The sequence below is a fragment of the Nocardia sp. NPDC050712 genome, assembly GCF_040654295.1.
GTDB lineage: Bacteria > Actinomycetota > Actinomycetes > Mycobacteriales > Mycobacteriaceae > Nocardia.
Genome location: NZ_JBFAHT010000001.1, coordinates 92,422 through 106,995, shown reverse-complemented (window position 1 = coordinate 106,995; position 14,574 = coordinate 92,422). Strand labels below are relative to the sequence as shown.

The window sequence follows — 14,574 nt, the reverse complement described above, 5'->3', positions numbered from 1 at the left end:
CGCGAGCTCCCCCCGGAGGCCGGACACGCGGTGCGTGCGCTCGCACGTGAGATCTGCACCACATTGGCGGCCCAGCCCGGCGGTGTCGGCCGCGCGCTGACCAATCCGGCGCTGGCCGAGCACATCGACCGCCGGGCCGCCGAATTGCCCGCCGCCGTGCGCACGGCCATGCGCGCACCGGCCACCACCGCCGGCGCCACCATCGTCAGCCGCCTGCCGCTGTCCGACGACGAGCTCGGGCCGACCCCGCACAGCTGGCGCGAGGCGGTGCGCTGGAGCGAACTCGACATCGTCATGCTGCTGCTCGCGCGTTGTGCCGGTGAGCCTTTCGGCTGGCAAGGCCAGCAGGACGGTCGCCTGGTCAACAATATTCTGCCCACGCCGGGCCACGAGGACGAGCAGTCCGGCGCGAGCAGCAAGACGCTGCTCTGCCCGCACTCCGAGGACGCCTTCCACCCGCAGCGGGCGAACCTGCTGATGCTCGGCTGCCTGCGCAACCCCGACCTGGTGGGCACCACCGTCTCCTCGGTGCGGCGGGTCGAGCTCACCGCGGCCGAGCACCGGCTGCTGGAAACGCCGACGCTGCCGATCCTGCCGGACGTCTCCTACGGGTCCGGGCACGAACGCCACACCGCGCCGCCGCTGCCCACCATCTGGTCCGAAATACCGGGCAGCGCAGCCGATTTCACCCTGCGCTACGACCCCGCCTACACCCCGCTCGACGATGCGGGCCCGGAATTCCGCCAGGCCTACGCGCGCCTGACCGCCGAGCTGGAACGCGTCTGCGTCACCGCCGCGCTGCACCCGGGCGAACTGCTGCTCGTGGACAACGATGTCGCCGTGCACGGCCGGGTGCCGTTCACCGCGCGGTACGACGGCACCGATCGCTGGCTCAAGCGCGTCAACATCCGCCTGCCCGAACGGCGGCGCCGCGCCGCCGAAGCCGACGAGAATGGGTATGGACAGCGGATTGTCGCCCCATTCGCTGTCCGAACGGACGCGGTGGCGGGATCAGGTTGGGACCGAAATGATCGAGGATCCGTTGAACACTCGTGATCGAGCCACGCCGCTGCGCGTGCTGAGCCGTACCGATCTGGCCGCCGTACCGATCACGCCGCACGACGTGGTGCGAGCGGTGGAAGAGGCGTATCTCGCGTTCGCCGAGGGCCTTTCGGACAATCCACGCAAACTCAGCGTGGCGAATCCGGACGGCTGGTCGGTGGCCTACGCGATGCTCGGCCGGGACGGCCGGCGGCGGGTCGTGGCGATGAAGACCTCCTACAAGTTCGATCCCGGGCACGATCGCAGCACCAAGCGGTACTACACCACCATCACGCTCTACGACGACACCACCGGCGCGCCGATCGCGATGATGGATTGTGCGCGCGTCGGCGCGCTGCGCACCCCCGCCGTCTCGGCGCTGCTGGTGCGCGAGACCATGCGCCGCGGCGCGGAGAGCGTGCTGCTCATCGGCACCGGAACCCAGGGCCGCAATGCCCTGCCGCACTTGCTCGCCGCCAACCCCGGGCTGCGCAAGCTGATGCTCTACGGCACGCACCCGGAGGGCATCGACGCGGTGCACCGGCAGCTGGCCGAGCATCATCCGCACGCGCTGCTGGAGACCGTCACCGACGCGCGCGCGGCCGCCGCGCACGCCGACGTGGTGCTGGCGACCGCGGGCCCCGGCACCGAGGTCGCGCTCGAAGCGGCCGACCTGGCACCGGGGGCGACGGCGGTGCTGGTCGGGTACGGGCTGGCGCCGTCGACGCTGGTGGAGGCCGATCGGGTGGTCGCCACCAGCGCCGAGCAGATGCAGCTCACGGGCACCGATATGGCGGGCCCGGACGGGCGGCTGCGGACCGTGGACGCGGAACTGCCGCAAATATTGTCCCGCCGTGCCGTGGCGCGCCGCAGCGACGAAGAGAAGATCTTCGTCTACAACTCTGGACTCGTGCTCACCGATATCGCAGTCGCGCACGCCCTTGCCGAGCGTGCGATCGCCGAAGGACGCGGCACGGAGGTGCCCCTGTGGGATTAGACGCCACCGCCGAACTGACCTTAGGGCTGTTCGATACCGACGACCTGGCGCTGTTCGACATGGGGCCCGGACCGGTCGACCACGACCCAGGCATTCCGAGCCCCGTCCCGGACAGCCCCACCGAACCGGCCGCCCCCGAACCCCGCGTCGAGCCGACGGACACCGTCGCCGGAAAAACCGAACGCAAGAAGCGCAAGCCCCGCAAGCGGGCACAACCGGCCGAAACCCCTGTTTCCGAACCGGTTTCCGCTGCCGCCGAAACGGCACCCGCCGCCCGGGATTCGGTTGCGTCCGACGATCCGCTGAACGAGTTCTGCGCGAAGGAAGCGGTGGCGGTCAGCGCCATCGCCGACGACGCCGCGTCAGCCGACACGATTTCCGCCGAGGCAGAGGAAGCTCCGACCTCCGCATCGATCGATGCGGAGGTTTCAGCTGCTGCCGAACCGGCGACCTTTGAGCTGGAAGATGCCAAGTCAGGCGATGAAATAACAGATGCCACAGACGAAGTGGCAGCTGTCGACGCTCTCGAGGCTGAGGCCTCGCTCGACGAGGTCCCACTCACTGCCGACACTGACGAAGCGCCCACCGATAGTGCTGACGACCAGACCATCGCTCTCGGCGACACCGCCGATGACGTGACAGACAACATGCTGGACCGAACAGAGTCCCCGCACAACGAAGACACCGAGCCGTCGACCAGCGACGAAACACTCTCGCAGGAAACCGATTTCGGCGCCAACCTCGATGACGCGCCGCCGGAGACCATCGCAACCGCAATGCCGAACCCGGCCTCCGCCGATGACGTCATCGACTCGACCGATCAAGCTCCGAGTGACGCAACCTCGCAGGAAACAGGTTCCGAAGTCGCCCCCGATCACGTGGACGCCGAACCCGTCGCGGCCGAAATTCCGGCTGAGGTCGGCGAGGACGGTGTCCCCGGAGCCGACGGTTCGACCGATGACGCCGAGCCTGGCGACAGCGACAAAGCAACCTTGCGGGCCCTTGCGTCCGAAAGCACCACAGCGGACGCCGAAACCGATGAGGCGCAGGCCGAAGCTGACGGCAACGACCTCGTCGGCACGACCGACCAGTCGAGCGAGGATGCCGGGTCCGGTGTCGGCGACGTAGGGGCGCAAGCCACCGATCTCGGCGATACGACTCCAGGGATCGCACTGGACGAGACGCGGAAACCCGTCGATGAGGACATCCCCGTCGATCCGGGCCATCATTCGGACGAGGACGCGGAATCACGCGCCGTCGGCGAAATGACAGCGCAAGAACCGACTCTCGACAGGAGCGCTGAGGATGGCGTCGGAGCTGGCTCGGCCGATGATGCCGAGTCAGGCGCCGGTGAATCGATCTCGCAGGGCTTTGATCCCGACAACACACCACTGGTCGCGGTTGCCGGCGGAGCACTCACTGATGCTGACGGAGACGACATCGCGTACGCGGCGGGCGAGGCGCAGCGGGTACCTGACGAGGACCTGGAATCGCCCATCCTCGGCGAAATGAGCTCGCAAGAAACAAGTCTCGATAAGTTCAGCGAAGAATCGACGGACACCGCTGTTGATGACTCGTCAGATGATGCAGATGACGTCGTCGGTCACTCGACCGAAGATGCCGAGCCGAGTATCGGCGAGCCGGTAGCCCCGCAGGCGACCGGCGATGGCGATGCGGTGCTGGGGAGCGAAGTCGGTAATGCTGAAGCCGACTCGGCTCCGGCGGCCGACCCGCTTTCGACAGACACTGAGATCAAGGATCCCGCCGAAGTCGCCGAGACGCCTGTGCTGGAGCGGATTTCGCTGCGCGCCTTCGCGGAGCCGCCTGCCGGCCGCGCCAGGTGGAAGAAGCGCACAGCCGCTGACCTTGCGGCAATAGGACTCGTCACCGAGGTAACTGGTAGCGCGACTCGAGAACCCACCGCGACCAGTGCCGCGCCGACCGACGCTGCCGCGACCGAGGCCGAAGCACACGACGCTGCCGCGATTGGGGCCGCGGCGATAAAGGCTGCTGCGACCAAGGTCGCCACCGCCAAGGCTGCAGCGACCAAAGCTGCCGCGACCAAGGCTGCAGCAACCAAAGCTGCCGCCGCTAAAGCTGCAGCGACCAAGGCTGCCGCGACCGCCGGTCCGGCGACCACGGCTGCGGCAACCGACGGTACGGCGACCACAGCTGCGGCAACCGACGGTACGGCGACCACAGCTGCGGCAACCGACGGTACGGCGACCACAGCTGCGGCAACCGACGGTATGGCGCCCGACGCTGCCGTCAGCGGGGCCGAAGCGACCGACGCTGCCACGATTGGGGCCGAAGCGACCAAGGGTGCGGCCGCCGACGGTACGGCGACCAAGGCTGCGGCAACCGACGATACGGCGACCACGGCCGCGACAACCGACGGTACAGCGCCCGACGCTGCCGTCAGCAGGGCCGAAGCGACCGAGGATGCCGCGATTGGGGCCGCGGCCACCAAGGCTGCGGCCAAGGCCGAAGCACCAGCCGCCGTGCGGATTTCCGCCGCGCCCCTGCCCGCGCACCGGGACGACTGGGAGCAGCGGGTTCTGGATGATCCGAATCTGTTGGATGACATCGGTTTTGCGGTGGGTGGTCCGTTCCATGTGATGTATCCGCAGCGGGTTGCGCGCAATATTCGCGGGTTTCGTGAGGTGTTCGTGGATGCGGGGGTGGATGGCGCGATCTATTACGGCAAGAAGGCGAACAAGTCGGCGTGTGTGGCTCGGGTCTGTGCGGAGAACGGCACGGGTGTCGATGTTTCCAGTGTCGGGGAGTTGACGTCCGCGCTGGCACAGGGTGTGCGTGGGGCCGAGTTGATGGTGACGGGGCCGGCCAAGTCGGATGATCTGCTGTGGCTGGCGGTGCGGCACGGGGCGTTGATCGCGCTCGATGCGCTCGACGAGTTGGCGCGGCTGGAGCGGATCGCGTCCGCCGACGCGGCGGCGCGGGTCTTGTTGCGTGTGCTGCCTGCCGGGTCGGACAGTCGATTCGGGTTGTCCGAGCGGGAGATCGGGGCCGCGATGTCGGCCATCGGGTCCGCGGGCACGGTCGGGCTGAAGCCGATTCAGCTGGAGGGCTTCAGTTTCCATCTCACCGGCTATGACGCGACCGCCCGCACCACCCAGGCGGCGGCACTGATCGAGCACTGCCTGGCGGCGCGTGCCTTCGGCCATCCGGCCGGCACCCTCTCGATCGGCGGCGGCTTCGGCGTCGATTATCTGCCCGAGGCGCCCTGGCAGGAGTTCACCGCGGGCGTGAACCCGGACTGGTTCCATGCCGGTAAGCGCTTCGAATCGTTTTATCCGTACCACTTCCCGGCACCCGGCCCGGCCATGCTGTCGGCGATTCTGGAGCACGACGGCCTGGGCGAACGGTTGCGCGACAACGATATCCGGCTGGCGATCGAACCGGGCCGGGCGCTGCTGGACGGCGCGGGCAGCACCGTGTTCCGGGTTCGCGGCGGCAAGATCCGGCACGCGCACGGCGAGCCGTATCAGCTGCTCACCGTGGATGGAACCAGCCTGAGCCTGTCCGAGCAGTGGTTCGACAGCGAATTCCTGCCCGATCCGGTGCTGTGGCCGCGGCGCGCCGGTGCACCAACACCGGCCAGTGTCGGTGCGGCCACCTGTCTGGAGTCCGACATGCTGAGCTGGCGGCGGATACCGCTGCCCCGCCCGGCCGCGGTGGGCGATCTGCTCGTCTATCCGAATACGGCGGGCTACCAGATGGATTCGAACGAATCCGCCTTCCACGACCTGCCGATTCCACCGAAGGTCGTCGTGCACGAGGCACCCGGGGACCGCTTCCGCTGGACGCTCGACTCCTGAGCGATCCCGGTCCCACCGCACCACCCGTAAACCCTTGATGAGGAGACACCCATGCTCGTCACGCGCGTGACGGATCTGATCGGCCGCACTCCGCTGTTCGAACTGGCCAGCACCGCTACCGGCACCCGGCTACTGCTGAAGCTCGAGCAGTTCAACCCGACCGGCGCGGCGAAGATCCGAATGGCCCGTGCCATGGTGGACGATGCCGAGCGGCGCGGTTTGCTGAAGAGTGGCGGGCATATCATCGAGTCGACGTCCGGGAACACCGGCCTCGGACTCGCGGTAGTTGCTGCCGAACGTGGGTATCGCTTTACTGCAGTGGTCGATCATCACGCGTGTAAGGACAAGTTGCGAGCGATGCGAGCGATGGGTGCGGAACTGGTGTTCGTCGCCGACGAGGACGACGACAACCTGGCCACCTCGGCCCGGGAAGACCTGGCCGAGGCGATGGCGGCCGGGCTGCCGGACGCGTATTTCACCGAGCAGCACAACAACGACGCCAACGCGGTCGGGTACTACCCCGTGGCCGAGGAATTGCTGGCCGACGTGGAACGCGTCGACATTCTGCTCTCGGCGGTGGGAACCGGCGGTTCGCTGTTCGGTACCGCCACCCGGCTGCGTCAGCTCGGCTGCATTCCGCTAGTGATCGGGGTGGAGCCGGTCGGGTCGATCGCGTTCGGCGGGCCGGGCGGGCCGTACTGGCAGTCGGGCACCGGCACACCGCCCGGGGCGACCATCGGCACCGCCGTGGATTATTCGCTGCTCGACGAGGGCGTGAAGGTCTCCGATGTGGCGGCCTTCGCGACCGCCCGCGCGGTCGCCGCCAAGCTGGGCCTGATGATCGGTGGCTCCGCGGGCGGCTCGGTGCACGCCGGGCTCACCCGCCTCGAGGAGTTCCCGCCCGGTTCCACCGTGGTCACCCTGGTCTGCGACGGCGGCGAGAAGTACCTGGACACCGTCTTCGACGACGACTGGATGAACGACCGCGACCTGCTCGACGCCGGTACCGAACGCGAGGTGCTGGCGATGCTGGACCGCTACTCCCCCGCCGCGCGGGCCGCCCAGCTGGTGAACGCGGGATGAGTCGCACCGCGAGCCGATCGGCCGCAGCGCGCACGGCAGGTGCGCGGTGATCCTGTCGCAGTACCGCGCCGACTCCAAGCGGCTCACCGCGCTGGCGACGCCGATCGCGCTGACCCAGCTGGCGCAGATCGCGGTCTCCACGACGAATATCGCGTTGATGGGCACCCTGGGGGTGCGTCAGGTCGCCGCGGGCGGCTTGGCGCTGGTGCTGTTCAACCAGATCCGGACCATGTGCGTCGGGCTGATCACCGGCACCGGCAACCGGATCGCCGCCGAGACGAGTACCTCCGGCAAGCACGGCGGCTCGGCCGATCGCGCGATCCGGGACGTGGTGCGGTCGAGTTTCCTGATCGCCACGATCGCGGGCATTCTCGGCGGCGTCCTGCTCATCGGGCTCGGCTGGTCGCTGCACTGGCTGGGCCAGGACGCCGGCGTGCTGGCCGACGCGCGGCCGCTGATGATCGCGCTCGCACCGGGACTGCTGCCCTGCCTGTGGTTCCAGGTGCTGCGCCAGTACACCGTCGGCATGCAGCGCCCGAAAGCGCTGCTGCTGGTGACGCTCGGCTCGGTCGCGCTGAATCTCGTGCTCGCGCTCGCGCTGATCCACGGCTGGGCCGGACTGCCCGCGCTCGGCCTCACCGGCGTCGGCGTCGCGACCTCGCTGGTCTACCTGATCACCTTCGGCGTCTTCTGGGCGATGGTGCGCTACGACGCCGAACTCGGGCCGCGGCTCGCGGTGCGCCCCTGGCCGGTGCACTGGCCCGCGGTGCGCGACGAACTGAAGCTGGGCACCCCGATCGCGCTGACCTACGGCTCCGAGGCGGGCATGTTCTCGGTGCTCGCGCTGGTCATGGGCAGCATCGGCCCGGCCGCGCTGGCCGCGCACAATGTCGTCTACCAGATCATCTACATCGTCTTCCAGGTCGCGATCGGCCTGTCGCACGGTGCGTCGATCCTGGTCAGCAGTGCCGTGGCGCGTGATGAGTATCCGCACGCGAAGGCGATCTCCTGGCTGGCGCTGCGGCAGGTGGCGGTGGTCGCGGCACTCACCGGCGTGGCCTACGTCGTCATCCCGAATCTGGTGCTGCGCCCGTTCCTGGAGCCCGGCGATACCCACACCCTCGATATCGCCCGCAGCCTGTTGCTGATCGGCATCGTGCTGCAGTTCTTCGATGCCGCGCAGAACATCGGCACCGGCCTGCTGCGCGGCCTGGGCGCCACCAACGCCGGGTTCCGGCTGTCGCTGATCGGGTACTGGCTGGTCGGCCTGCCGAGCGCCCTGTTCCTCGCGTTCCCGGTGGGTCTGGGCGCGGCGGGCGTCTGGTGGGGCCTGACCGCGGGGTTGGCGACCACCGCCGTGCTGATGCTGCGCCGCTACTTCGCGCTGCTGGACGAGAAGGAGCGCGATCAGCTCCCGCTGCTCACCAAAACCCTGTCCAGCACCGGCTGATCCCGGGACATCGGGCCCGCTCCTCGCGTAGGTTCTAGAACAGGTTTCAGTTCTGGATGCAGGAGTTCCCATGTCGTTCGTGATCGTCTCCAGGCCGCGCCCGCACGTCGCGCTGATCACGCTCAACCGGCCGGATCGGATGAACGCCATGGCCTTCGACGTCATGGTGCCGCTGCGGGAGACCTTGCAGGCCGTCGCGGCCGACAACGACGTGCGCGTGGTCGTGCTCACCGGTGCGGGCGAGGGCTTCTGCTCGGGCGCCGATCTCCAGCACTCCGGCGCCATCCCGGGTGTGGCCGGGCTGACCCGCACCAGCATCGCGCGGCGGTCGATGGACCTGTTCAACGACGTCATGCTGGCCCTGCGGCGGATGCACCAGCCGGTGATCGCGGCGATCAACGGCGCGGCCATCGGCGGCGGCTTCTGTCTCAGCGTCGGGGCGGACATCCGCCTCGCCGCCGAGGGCGCCCACTTTCGCGCCGCCGGCATCAACAACGGCCTCACCTCGGCGGAACTCGGCTTCAGCTACCTGCTGCCGCGCGCCATCGGATCCTCGCGGGCCTTCGAGATCATGCTCTCCGGGCGCGATGTCGACGCGGTCGAAGCCGAACGGATCGGGCTGGTTTCGCGGGTGGTCCCCGGCGACAAGCTCCTGGAGACCAGCTACGACCTGGCCGAGCAGATCCTGCGCTACAGCCGCGTCGGCACCGAGCTCACCAAGCGCATGCTGTGGAGTGGGATGGAAGCCGGCAGCTTCGAATCCCACATGCAGCACGAAGGTATGGCGCAGATCTACGTGCGCCTGACGACCGAGAACTTCGACGAGGCGATGCGCGCCCGCAAGGACCGCCGCCCGCCGAACTACCAGGACTAGATGTTGACGCCGTAATCCCGCGCGATGCCGCCGAGCCCGGAGGCGTAGCCCTGGCCGATGGCGCGGAACTTCCATTCGCCGCCGTGCCGGTAGAGCTCGCCGAAGACCATCGCGGTCTCGGTGGAAGCGTCCTCAGAGAGGTCGTAGCGGGCCAGTTCGGCGCCGTTGCTGCGATCGACCACGCGGATGAAGGCGTTGCGGATCTGACCGAACGACTGGCCGCGGGCGTCGGCGTCGTGGATGGAGACCGGGAAGAAGATGTTGGTGATCGACGGCGGCACCGCCGCGAGGTTGACGTTGATCACCTCGTCGTCGCCTTCGCCCTCACCGGTCAGGTTGTCACCGGTGTGCTCGATGCTGCCGTCCGGCGACTTCAGATTGTTGTAGAAGATGAAGTGCTGATCCGACAGCACCTTCAGATTCGCCCCGGTCGCGAGCGCGCTCGCGTCGAGGTCGTAGTCGGCACCGGTGGTGGTGCGCGTGTCCCAACCGAGGCCCACCGCGACATTGGTGAGGTTCGGCGCCTGCTTCGACAACGAGACGTTGCCGCCTTTGGCGAGTGTGACGGACATGATCCCCTTCCGTTCGGCGCGCCTGCGCCGCCTTCCATCCTGATTATTCCCGCTGACCCGGAGTTTGTCGGCTCAGTTCGGCGTCTCGGCCCATTGTCGCAAGGTCGCCACTCTGCCCTGTAGCGCGTCCAGCTCGCTCTGGTCCAGGATGTTGCGCTGAATGCCTTGGGCCACAGCGAAAGCCGACTGCCGATGGTCGTCGATGACTTCGACGTCCAGCTGTACCGCCACGTAATCCTCGGCGCCCGGCATCTCCTCGGCGATCACCTGCGCCTTGCCGCGCGCGCACAGCGCCACGTTGCCGCCGCCCAGGATCAGCAACGCGATGTCGGGCTGCTTGCGCAACCGGGCCAGCGAGCCGCGGTCGAACTTGAGGCTGAGCAGGATGCGCCGATCACCGGCGCGCACCGGCCAGGACACCGGAATCGCGTGCGGAGCGGGGTCGGTGGTGACCAGGACCGCGATGGTGTCGCGCGGCCAATTCGGTAATGCGTCGAGTTCGGGGTGTTCCATGGCGGACCCATCGGTCGAGTGGTCTTGACGTTGCGCGGGAGTCGCTCCTGCTGCCATCTTCGTCACCTCGCGAATCGTTGCTTGGGGTCGCACTGTTGCCAGTCTAAAGCGCTGTGGCCCTTGCTCGCTGGTGTGCGTGATCTTTCGGCGAGGTGCCCTGACCAGGCAAGGCTTGCCTCATTAGACCTCCGGGCCGCCTGCCAGGGGCGGCGCACACTGTACGATTGACGGACGGCCGAGAACGATGCATCATTCGTAGCAACCCTGTGTTCATCAGGAGTTCTTCTTTCGCCGGCCGATGGCTGTCCGGCCCTGCGTGTGCTGTCGCCACGCTCGGTCGCCCGCCGTGCGCTGGACAGCACTCGCCCATGACGCCGCTACGGGCGTCCGGTGAGCGAGTGAGGTGAGAACGACATGGTCAACCTGCCGTCCGAATATCGGCCTGCCGATTCGTTCCTGCCCTACGGCACCGTTCCGAATCCCTGACTCTGACCGCGCCGGTCCCGGCGGCCTGTCAGCCGATGCCCTCGAGGCATCGGCAGGGCCGATCTCCGGCCTCCGGCGCGGTGCCCCGGGGGGATCAGTCATGGATCACGACATACGAACGGAGCGAACACCACCGATGATGGATATGGGAGCAGTGAACCCGGCAATGCTGGCCGGCGCCGTGCAGCTGGCCGGAAACTTGGCGGCCTCGCAGGCGACGATCGACGACTTGGCATACCTGCGCACCGAATTGGCGGCGGCCGAGGTGCCGTTCGTGCTGATCCGGGACAGCGGGCACCGGCTGGGGCTGGCCGCGGACGCCGCGCATCAGGCCATGGTGCGCCGGGTCACCGCCACCGCCGTAGCCTCCGGGTTCTCCTGTATCGAGTTAGCGCACAATGTCTTCCGCATCGGCCGCGATCACGATCCGGCCCACCATGTGGAACTCGAGCTGTGGGAGTACCACGGCGACACTGTCGAATGCCCCCGCCCTAATGCCCTGACCCGCAACGTCTTCGATGTCGCCGATGTGGACTACATCCAGGTCCGGCTGTTCGACCGGGTCTGGCCGACGCTGGCGGGCATGTTCGCGCCGCAGCCCACCGATGTCGGCTTCGACATCGACATCGTGTTCTCCTGGGTGGACGGTTCCGACCCGGAATTCCGGGCCCGCCGCGCGGGGATGCTGGCCCAGGTGGTGGTCGGCGAGGGCGACGACGCCGACGCCCGGATCCGCCAGATCGACGAGCTGAAGTACGCCCTGCGCGCGGTGCACAAGAACGCGCCCTGGATCCGGCGCATCTTCATCGCCACGGACTCGGCTGTCCCGAGCTGGCTTTCGGAGCATCCGAAGGTGACCGTGGTGCGCGCGGTCGACCATTTCAGCGACACCAGCGGACTGCCGATCTTCAATTCCCATGCGGTGGAATGCCAGTTGCAGCACATCGACGGATTGTCCGAGCACTTCCTGTATTCCAACGACGACATGTTCTTCGCCCGGCCGGTGCGCCCGTCGATGTTCTTCTCCCCGGCGGGGATCAGCCGGTTCATCGAGGCCGACACCCGGATCGGACCGGGCCGTAATCACGAGCGGCGCAGCGGGTTCGAGAACGCCGCGCGCGTGAATCGCGCGCTGCTGGCCGACCGGTTCGGGCACGTCATCACGCGACATCTGGAGCACACGCCGGTGCCGTTGTCCCGCAGCGTATTACACGAGATGGAAGAGGTGTTCGCGGCCGACTTCGCCCGCACCCGGACCAGCCGGTTCCGCGCCGCCACCGATATCTCGGTCACCAACTCGCTCTACCACTACTACGCGCTGCTCACCGGGCGCGCGGTGCCGCAGGAACAGGCGCACATGCGCTATGTCGACACCACCGGCCACGCCGGGCTCGAATTGCTCGACGGGCTGGGGCGCGACCGCGACGTCGACTTCTTCTGCCTGAACGACGGCAGCTTCCCCGAAGTGTCCGAAGCCGAACGGACACAGCGGGTATCGGATTTCCTCGCCAACTACTTCCCGGACCCGGCGCCGTGGGAGCGGCGCGGGATCAGTGCACCGACTCGTCGTCCGATTCCTCTGAAGATGGCTGCGGACGGAGTCGGCGGGGCGGGTCGGGCTCAGCCGGCTGCGGGCGCTGCATAAAGAGCGGGATCTTGGCCGCGGGCGGGATGACGATGCCCGCCTCGGCCAGCCGCGCCTCGGTCTCCGCCGGGGTGGCCGGTGTACCGACGGTCGGGCCCTTCTCGACCGGCACGACCGAATGGACCACGGTTTCCGGGTAGACGTGCACCAGGTTGAACGCCTGGGCGCCGTCGCGGCCGCGCTGGCCACCGTCGGCGACGCCCAGATCCTGGGTGTAGCAGGTGGCCGAGGCGACCGAGACCGGGATGCCCGCGAAGGTCGCCGACGTCGAGTAGTGCAGATGGCCGGCCAGAATCGCGCGCACGTCGCTACCGTCCAGCACATCGGCCAGGCGGCGCTGTTCGCGCAGCTCGACCGTCACTGCGAGATCCATCACACACGGCACCGGCGGGTGGTGCATCGCCAGGATGGTGCCGAACGGCGCGGGCGTGGCCAGCACCGAGCGCAGCCAGTCCAGCTGCGCGCCGGAGATCTCGCCGTAGTGGTGGCCGGGCACCGAGGTGTCCAGCGCGATGATCCGCAGGCCGTCGATCATGTGCACCCGGTCCAGCGGGGCCGTCGAGGCCCGTTCGCGCAGGAGCTTGCGGCGCAGGGTGCCGCGATCGTCGTGGTTGCCCTGCACCCACACGATCGGGGCGCCGATGTGCCGCGCGAACGGCTCCACGATCGCGCGCAGCTTGTCGTAGGCGCCCGGCTCACCCTTGTCGGTGAGATCGCCGGTGAACACGATCGCGGTCGGCCGGATATGGGTGGCCGCCGCCTGGTCGATGACCTGGCGCAGACGCTGCTCTGCGTCGACGGCACCGTATAGATCGCCGTCGCCGGCGACCAGGTGGGTGTCGCTGAAGTGGAACAACACATGATTCGGTCGCGGGTGCTCCGCGACTCTGCTGATGCGCACCGGACCGAGGTCCCTCCCGGCGGGTAGCCCGCCGATCATTTCGAGCGACCTGCGAGCAGTCGCCACGGATTTGGCTTCGGGTTCCGCCGCCAGGATAGCGAAGGCCCGTTTACAGGATTCCCGGCATACGGTGACGACACACTTGCGAGAAGGTGAGATTTCGGTGTCGGACGCTCGAGCCGAAAAGGTTGGTGTACGTGTCATCGCCCCTAGCGACCACACCGTTTACTCCCGGGCCAACTTCCAGCCGGACCCGAATGACAGCCGTTTCCGAGCGAGCGCGGGACACGATGGCGGACAGAGTTTCCCGGTCACCGCGGTTAGGCTGATCCGGTGGCTACTGTCTCCGAGCTCTGGCTCTACCCGATCAAAGGCTGCGCGGGCACCCCGCTGACCCGCGCGGAGATCCTGCCGACCGGGGTCGTGCACGATCGCGCGTTCATGTTCGTCCGTCCCGACGGGCTGTTCCGCAGCCAGCGCAGCACCCCGCTGCTCTCGGTGATCCGGCCCGAGTTGGCCGGTGACGGCGCCAAACTCACGCTCGGCGCGCTGGACCACGAAACCCACACGCTCGACATCCGGTCGGACGGGCCGCGCCTGACCGTGAACGTGCACAACACCTGGGAGGGTGCGGGCGTCGACCAGGGTGACGAGGTCGCCGCCTGGGCCAGTGCGCTGCTCGAGGAGGATGTGCGCCTGGTCCGCGTTCCGCCGGAGCACCAGCGCGCGGTCGACGAGTGGCACGGCGACATCACCTTCACCGACTCCACCGCGCTGCACCTGACCTCGGACGCCTCCCTGGACGACCTGAACGCCCGCATCGAAGCCAATGGCGCCGCCCCGGTCCCGATGGAGCGCTTCCGCCCCAACATCGTGGTCACCGGCTGGACCACCCCCTACGCCGAAGACGACATCCGCGACTTCACCCTCGGCAGCACCGAGTTGCGGTGGGTAAAGCCCGACGTCCGCTGCCAGGTCACCGTCGTCGACCAGCCCACCGGCAAGCGCGCGGGCCCCGAGCCCCTGCGCACCCTGGCCGGCTACCGCCGGGACCCGGGCGGCGGCGTCACCTTCGGCATCAAGGTCGCCGTAAACCGCCCGGGCACAATCACTCTCGGCGACGAGCTCGTAGTGCACTGAACGCACCACTGGTTGATCGACGCTAGGACAGCA

Annotated in this window: 11 protein-coding genes; 8 read left to right on the top strand and 3 right to left on the bottom strand. The window is 68.3% G+C overall.

All coding sequences use genetic code 11. The features are described from left to right. The first annotated feature begins 30 nt into the window (after positions 1–30). The 6 genes from AB0H76_RS00510 (at position 31) to AB0H76_RS00485 (ending at position 9,284) form a co-directional block, all read left to right on the top strand. Positions 31–1,056, top strand: coding sequence for a TauD/TfdA family dioxygenase (locus AB0H76_RS00510; protein ID WP_357315294.1), 1,026 nt, complete (start codon positions 31–33; stop codon positions 1,054–1,056). Then, entirely contained in the window at positions 1,028–2,038 is a 1,011-nt protein-coding gene (locus AB0H76_RS00505; protein ID WP_357315291.1) for an ornithine cyclodeaminase family protein, read from the top strand. Before AB0H76_RS00510 ends, AB0H76_RS00505 begins: the two co-directional genes overlap by 29 nt. Continuing rightward, complete coding sequence (locus AB0H76_RS00500) at positions 2,029–5,877, top strand: hypothetical protein (RefSeq protein WP_357315289.1); 3,849 nt, start codon at positions 2,029–2,031, stop codon at positions 5,875–5,877. Before AB0H76_RS00505 ends, AB0H76_RS00500 begins: the two co-directional genes overlap by 10 nt. A gap of 51 nt (positions 5,878–5,928) precedes the next feature. Beyond that, positions 5,929–6,960, top strand: coding sequence for a cysteine synthase family protein (locus tag AB0H76_RS00495; protein WP_357315286.1), 1,032 nt, complete (start codon positions 5,929–5,931; stop codon positions 6,958–6,960). Positions 6,961–7,006: 46 nt separating this feature from the next. After that, complete coding sequence (locus AB0H76_RS00490) at positions 7,007–8,410, top strand: MATE family efflux transporter (protein ID WP_357315281.1); 1,404 nt, start codon at positions 7,007–7,009, stop codon at positions 8,408–8,410. A 70-nt stretch (positions 8,411–8,480) separates the two neighbouring features. Next, the gene (locus AB0H76_RS00485; protein ID WP_357315278.1) at positions 8,481–9,284 is read left to right on the top strand and encodes an enoyl-CoA hydratase; all 804 of its coding nucleotides are present in this window, start codon (positions 8,481–8,483) and stop codon (positions 9,282–9,284) included. On the opposite strand, the gene AB0H76_RS00480 is transcribed toward AB0H76_RS00485, so the two are convergent. Further along, positions 9,281–9,856: a TerD family protein gene (locus AB0H76_RS00480; RefSeq protein ID WP_357315275.1), complete on the bottom strand. Its 576-nt coding sequence runs from the start codon at positions 9,854–9,856 to the stop codon at positions 9,281–9,283. The two genes, AB0H76_RS00485 and AB0H76_RS00480, sit on opposite strands and share 4 nt — an antisense overlap. Positions 9,857–9,928: 72 nt before the next feature. After that, positions 9,929–10,426 carry a hypothetical protein gene (locus tag AB0H76_RS00475; RefSeq protein ID WP_357315272.1) on the bottom strand — a complete coding sequence of 166 codons (498 nt, stop codon included), beginning with the start codon at positions 10,424–10,426 and terminating at the stop codon, positions 9,929–9,931. Positions 10,427–11,021: 595 nt separating this feature from the next. Here AB0H76_RS00475 and AB0H76_RS00470 point away from each other — a divergent pair. Next, positions 11,022–12,500, top strand: a complete 1,479-nt coding sequence (locus AB0H76_RS00470) for a stealth family protein (RefSeq protein ID WP_357320248.1) — start codon at positions 11,022–11,024, stop codon at positions 12,498–12,500. On the opposite strand, the gene AB0H76_RS00465 is transcribed toward AB0H76_RS00470, so the two are convergent. Then, complete coding sequence (locus AB0H76_RS00465) at positions 12,406–13,401, bottom strand: phosphodiesterase (protein WP_357315269.1); 996 nt, start codon at positions 13,399–13,401, stop codon at positions 12,406–12,408. The genes AB0H76_RS00470 and AB0H76_RS00465 overlap by 95 nt on opposite strands. 333 nt (positions 13,402–13,734) lie before the next feature. On the opposite strand from AB0H76_RS00465, the gene AB0H76_RS00460 reads away from it, so the two are divergent. Beyond that, positions 13,735–14,541: an MOSC N-terminal beta barrel domain-containing protein gene (locus tag AB0H76_RS00460; protein WP_357315266.1), complete on the top strand. Its 807-nt coding sequence runs from the start codon at positions 13,735–13,737 to the stop codon at positions 14,539–14,541. Positions 14,542–14,574: the final 33 nt, after the last annotated feature.

Excerpts from the sequence above, each read along its gene's own strand:
- AB0H76_RS00485 (WP_357315278.1), top strand. The coding sequence starts at position 8,481 with ATGTCGTTCGTGATCGTCTCCAGGCCGCGCCCGCACGTCGCGCTGATC.
- AB0H76_RS00495 (WP_357315286.1), top strand. The coding sequence starts at position 5,929 with ATGCTCGTCACGCGCGTGACGGATCTGATCGGCCGCACTCCGCTGTTC.
- AB0H76_RS00480 (WP_357315275.1), bottom strand. The coding sequence starts at position 9,856 with ATGTCCGTCACACTCGCCAAAGGCGGCAACGTCTCGTTGTCGAAGCAG.
- AB0H76_RS00470 (WP_357320248.1), top strand. The coding sequence starts at position 11,022 with ATGCTGGCCGGCGCCGTGCAGCTGGCCGGAAACTTGGCGGCCTCGCAG.
- AB0H76_RS00505 (WP_357315291.1), top strand. The coding sequence starts at position 1,028 with ATGATCGAGGATCCGTTGAACACTCGTGATCGAGCCACGCCGCTGCGC.
- AB0H76_RS00475 (WP_357315272.1), bottom strand. The coding sequence starts at position 10,426 with ATGGCAGCAGGAGCGACTCCCGCGCAACGTCAAGACCACTCGACCGAT.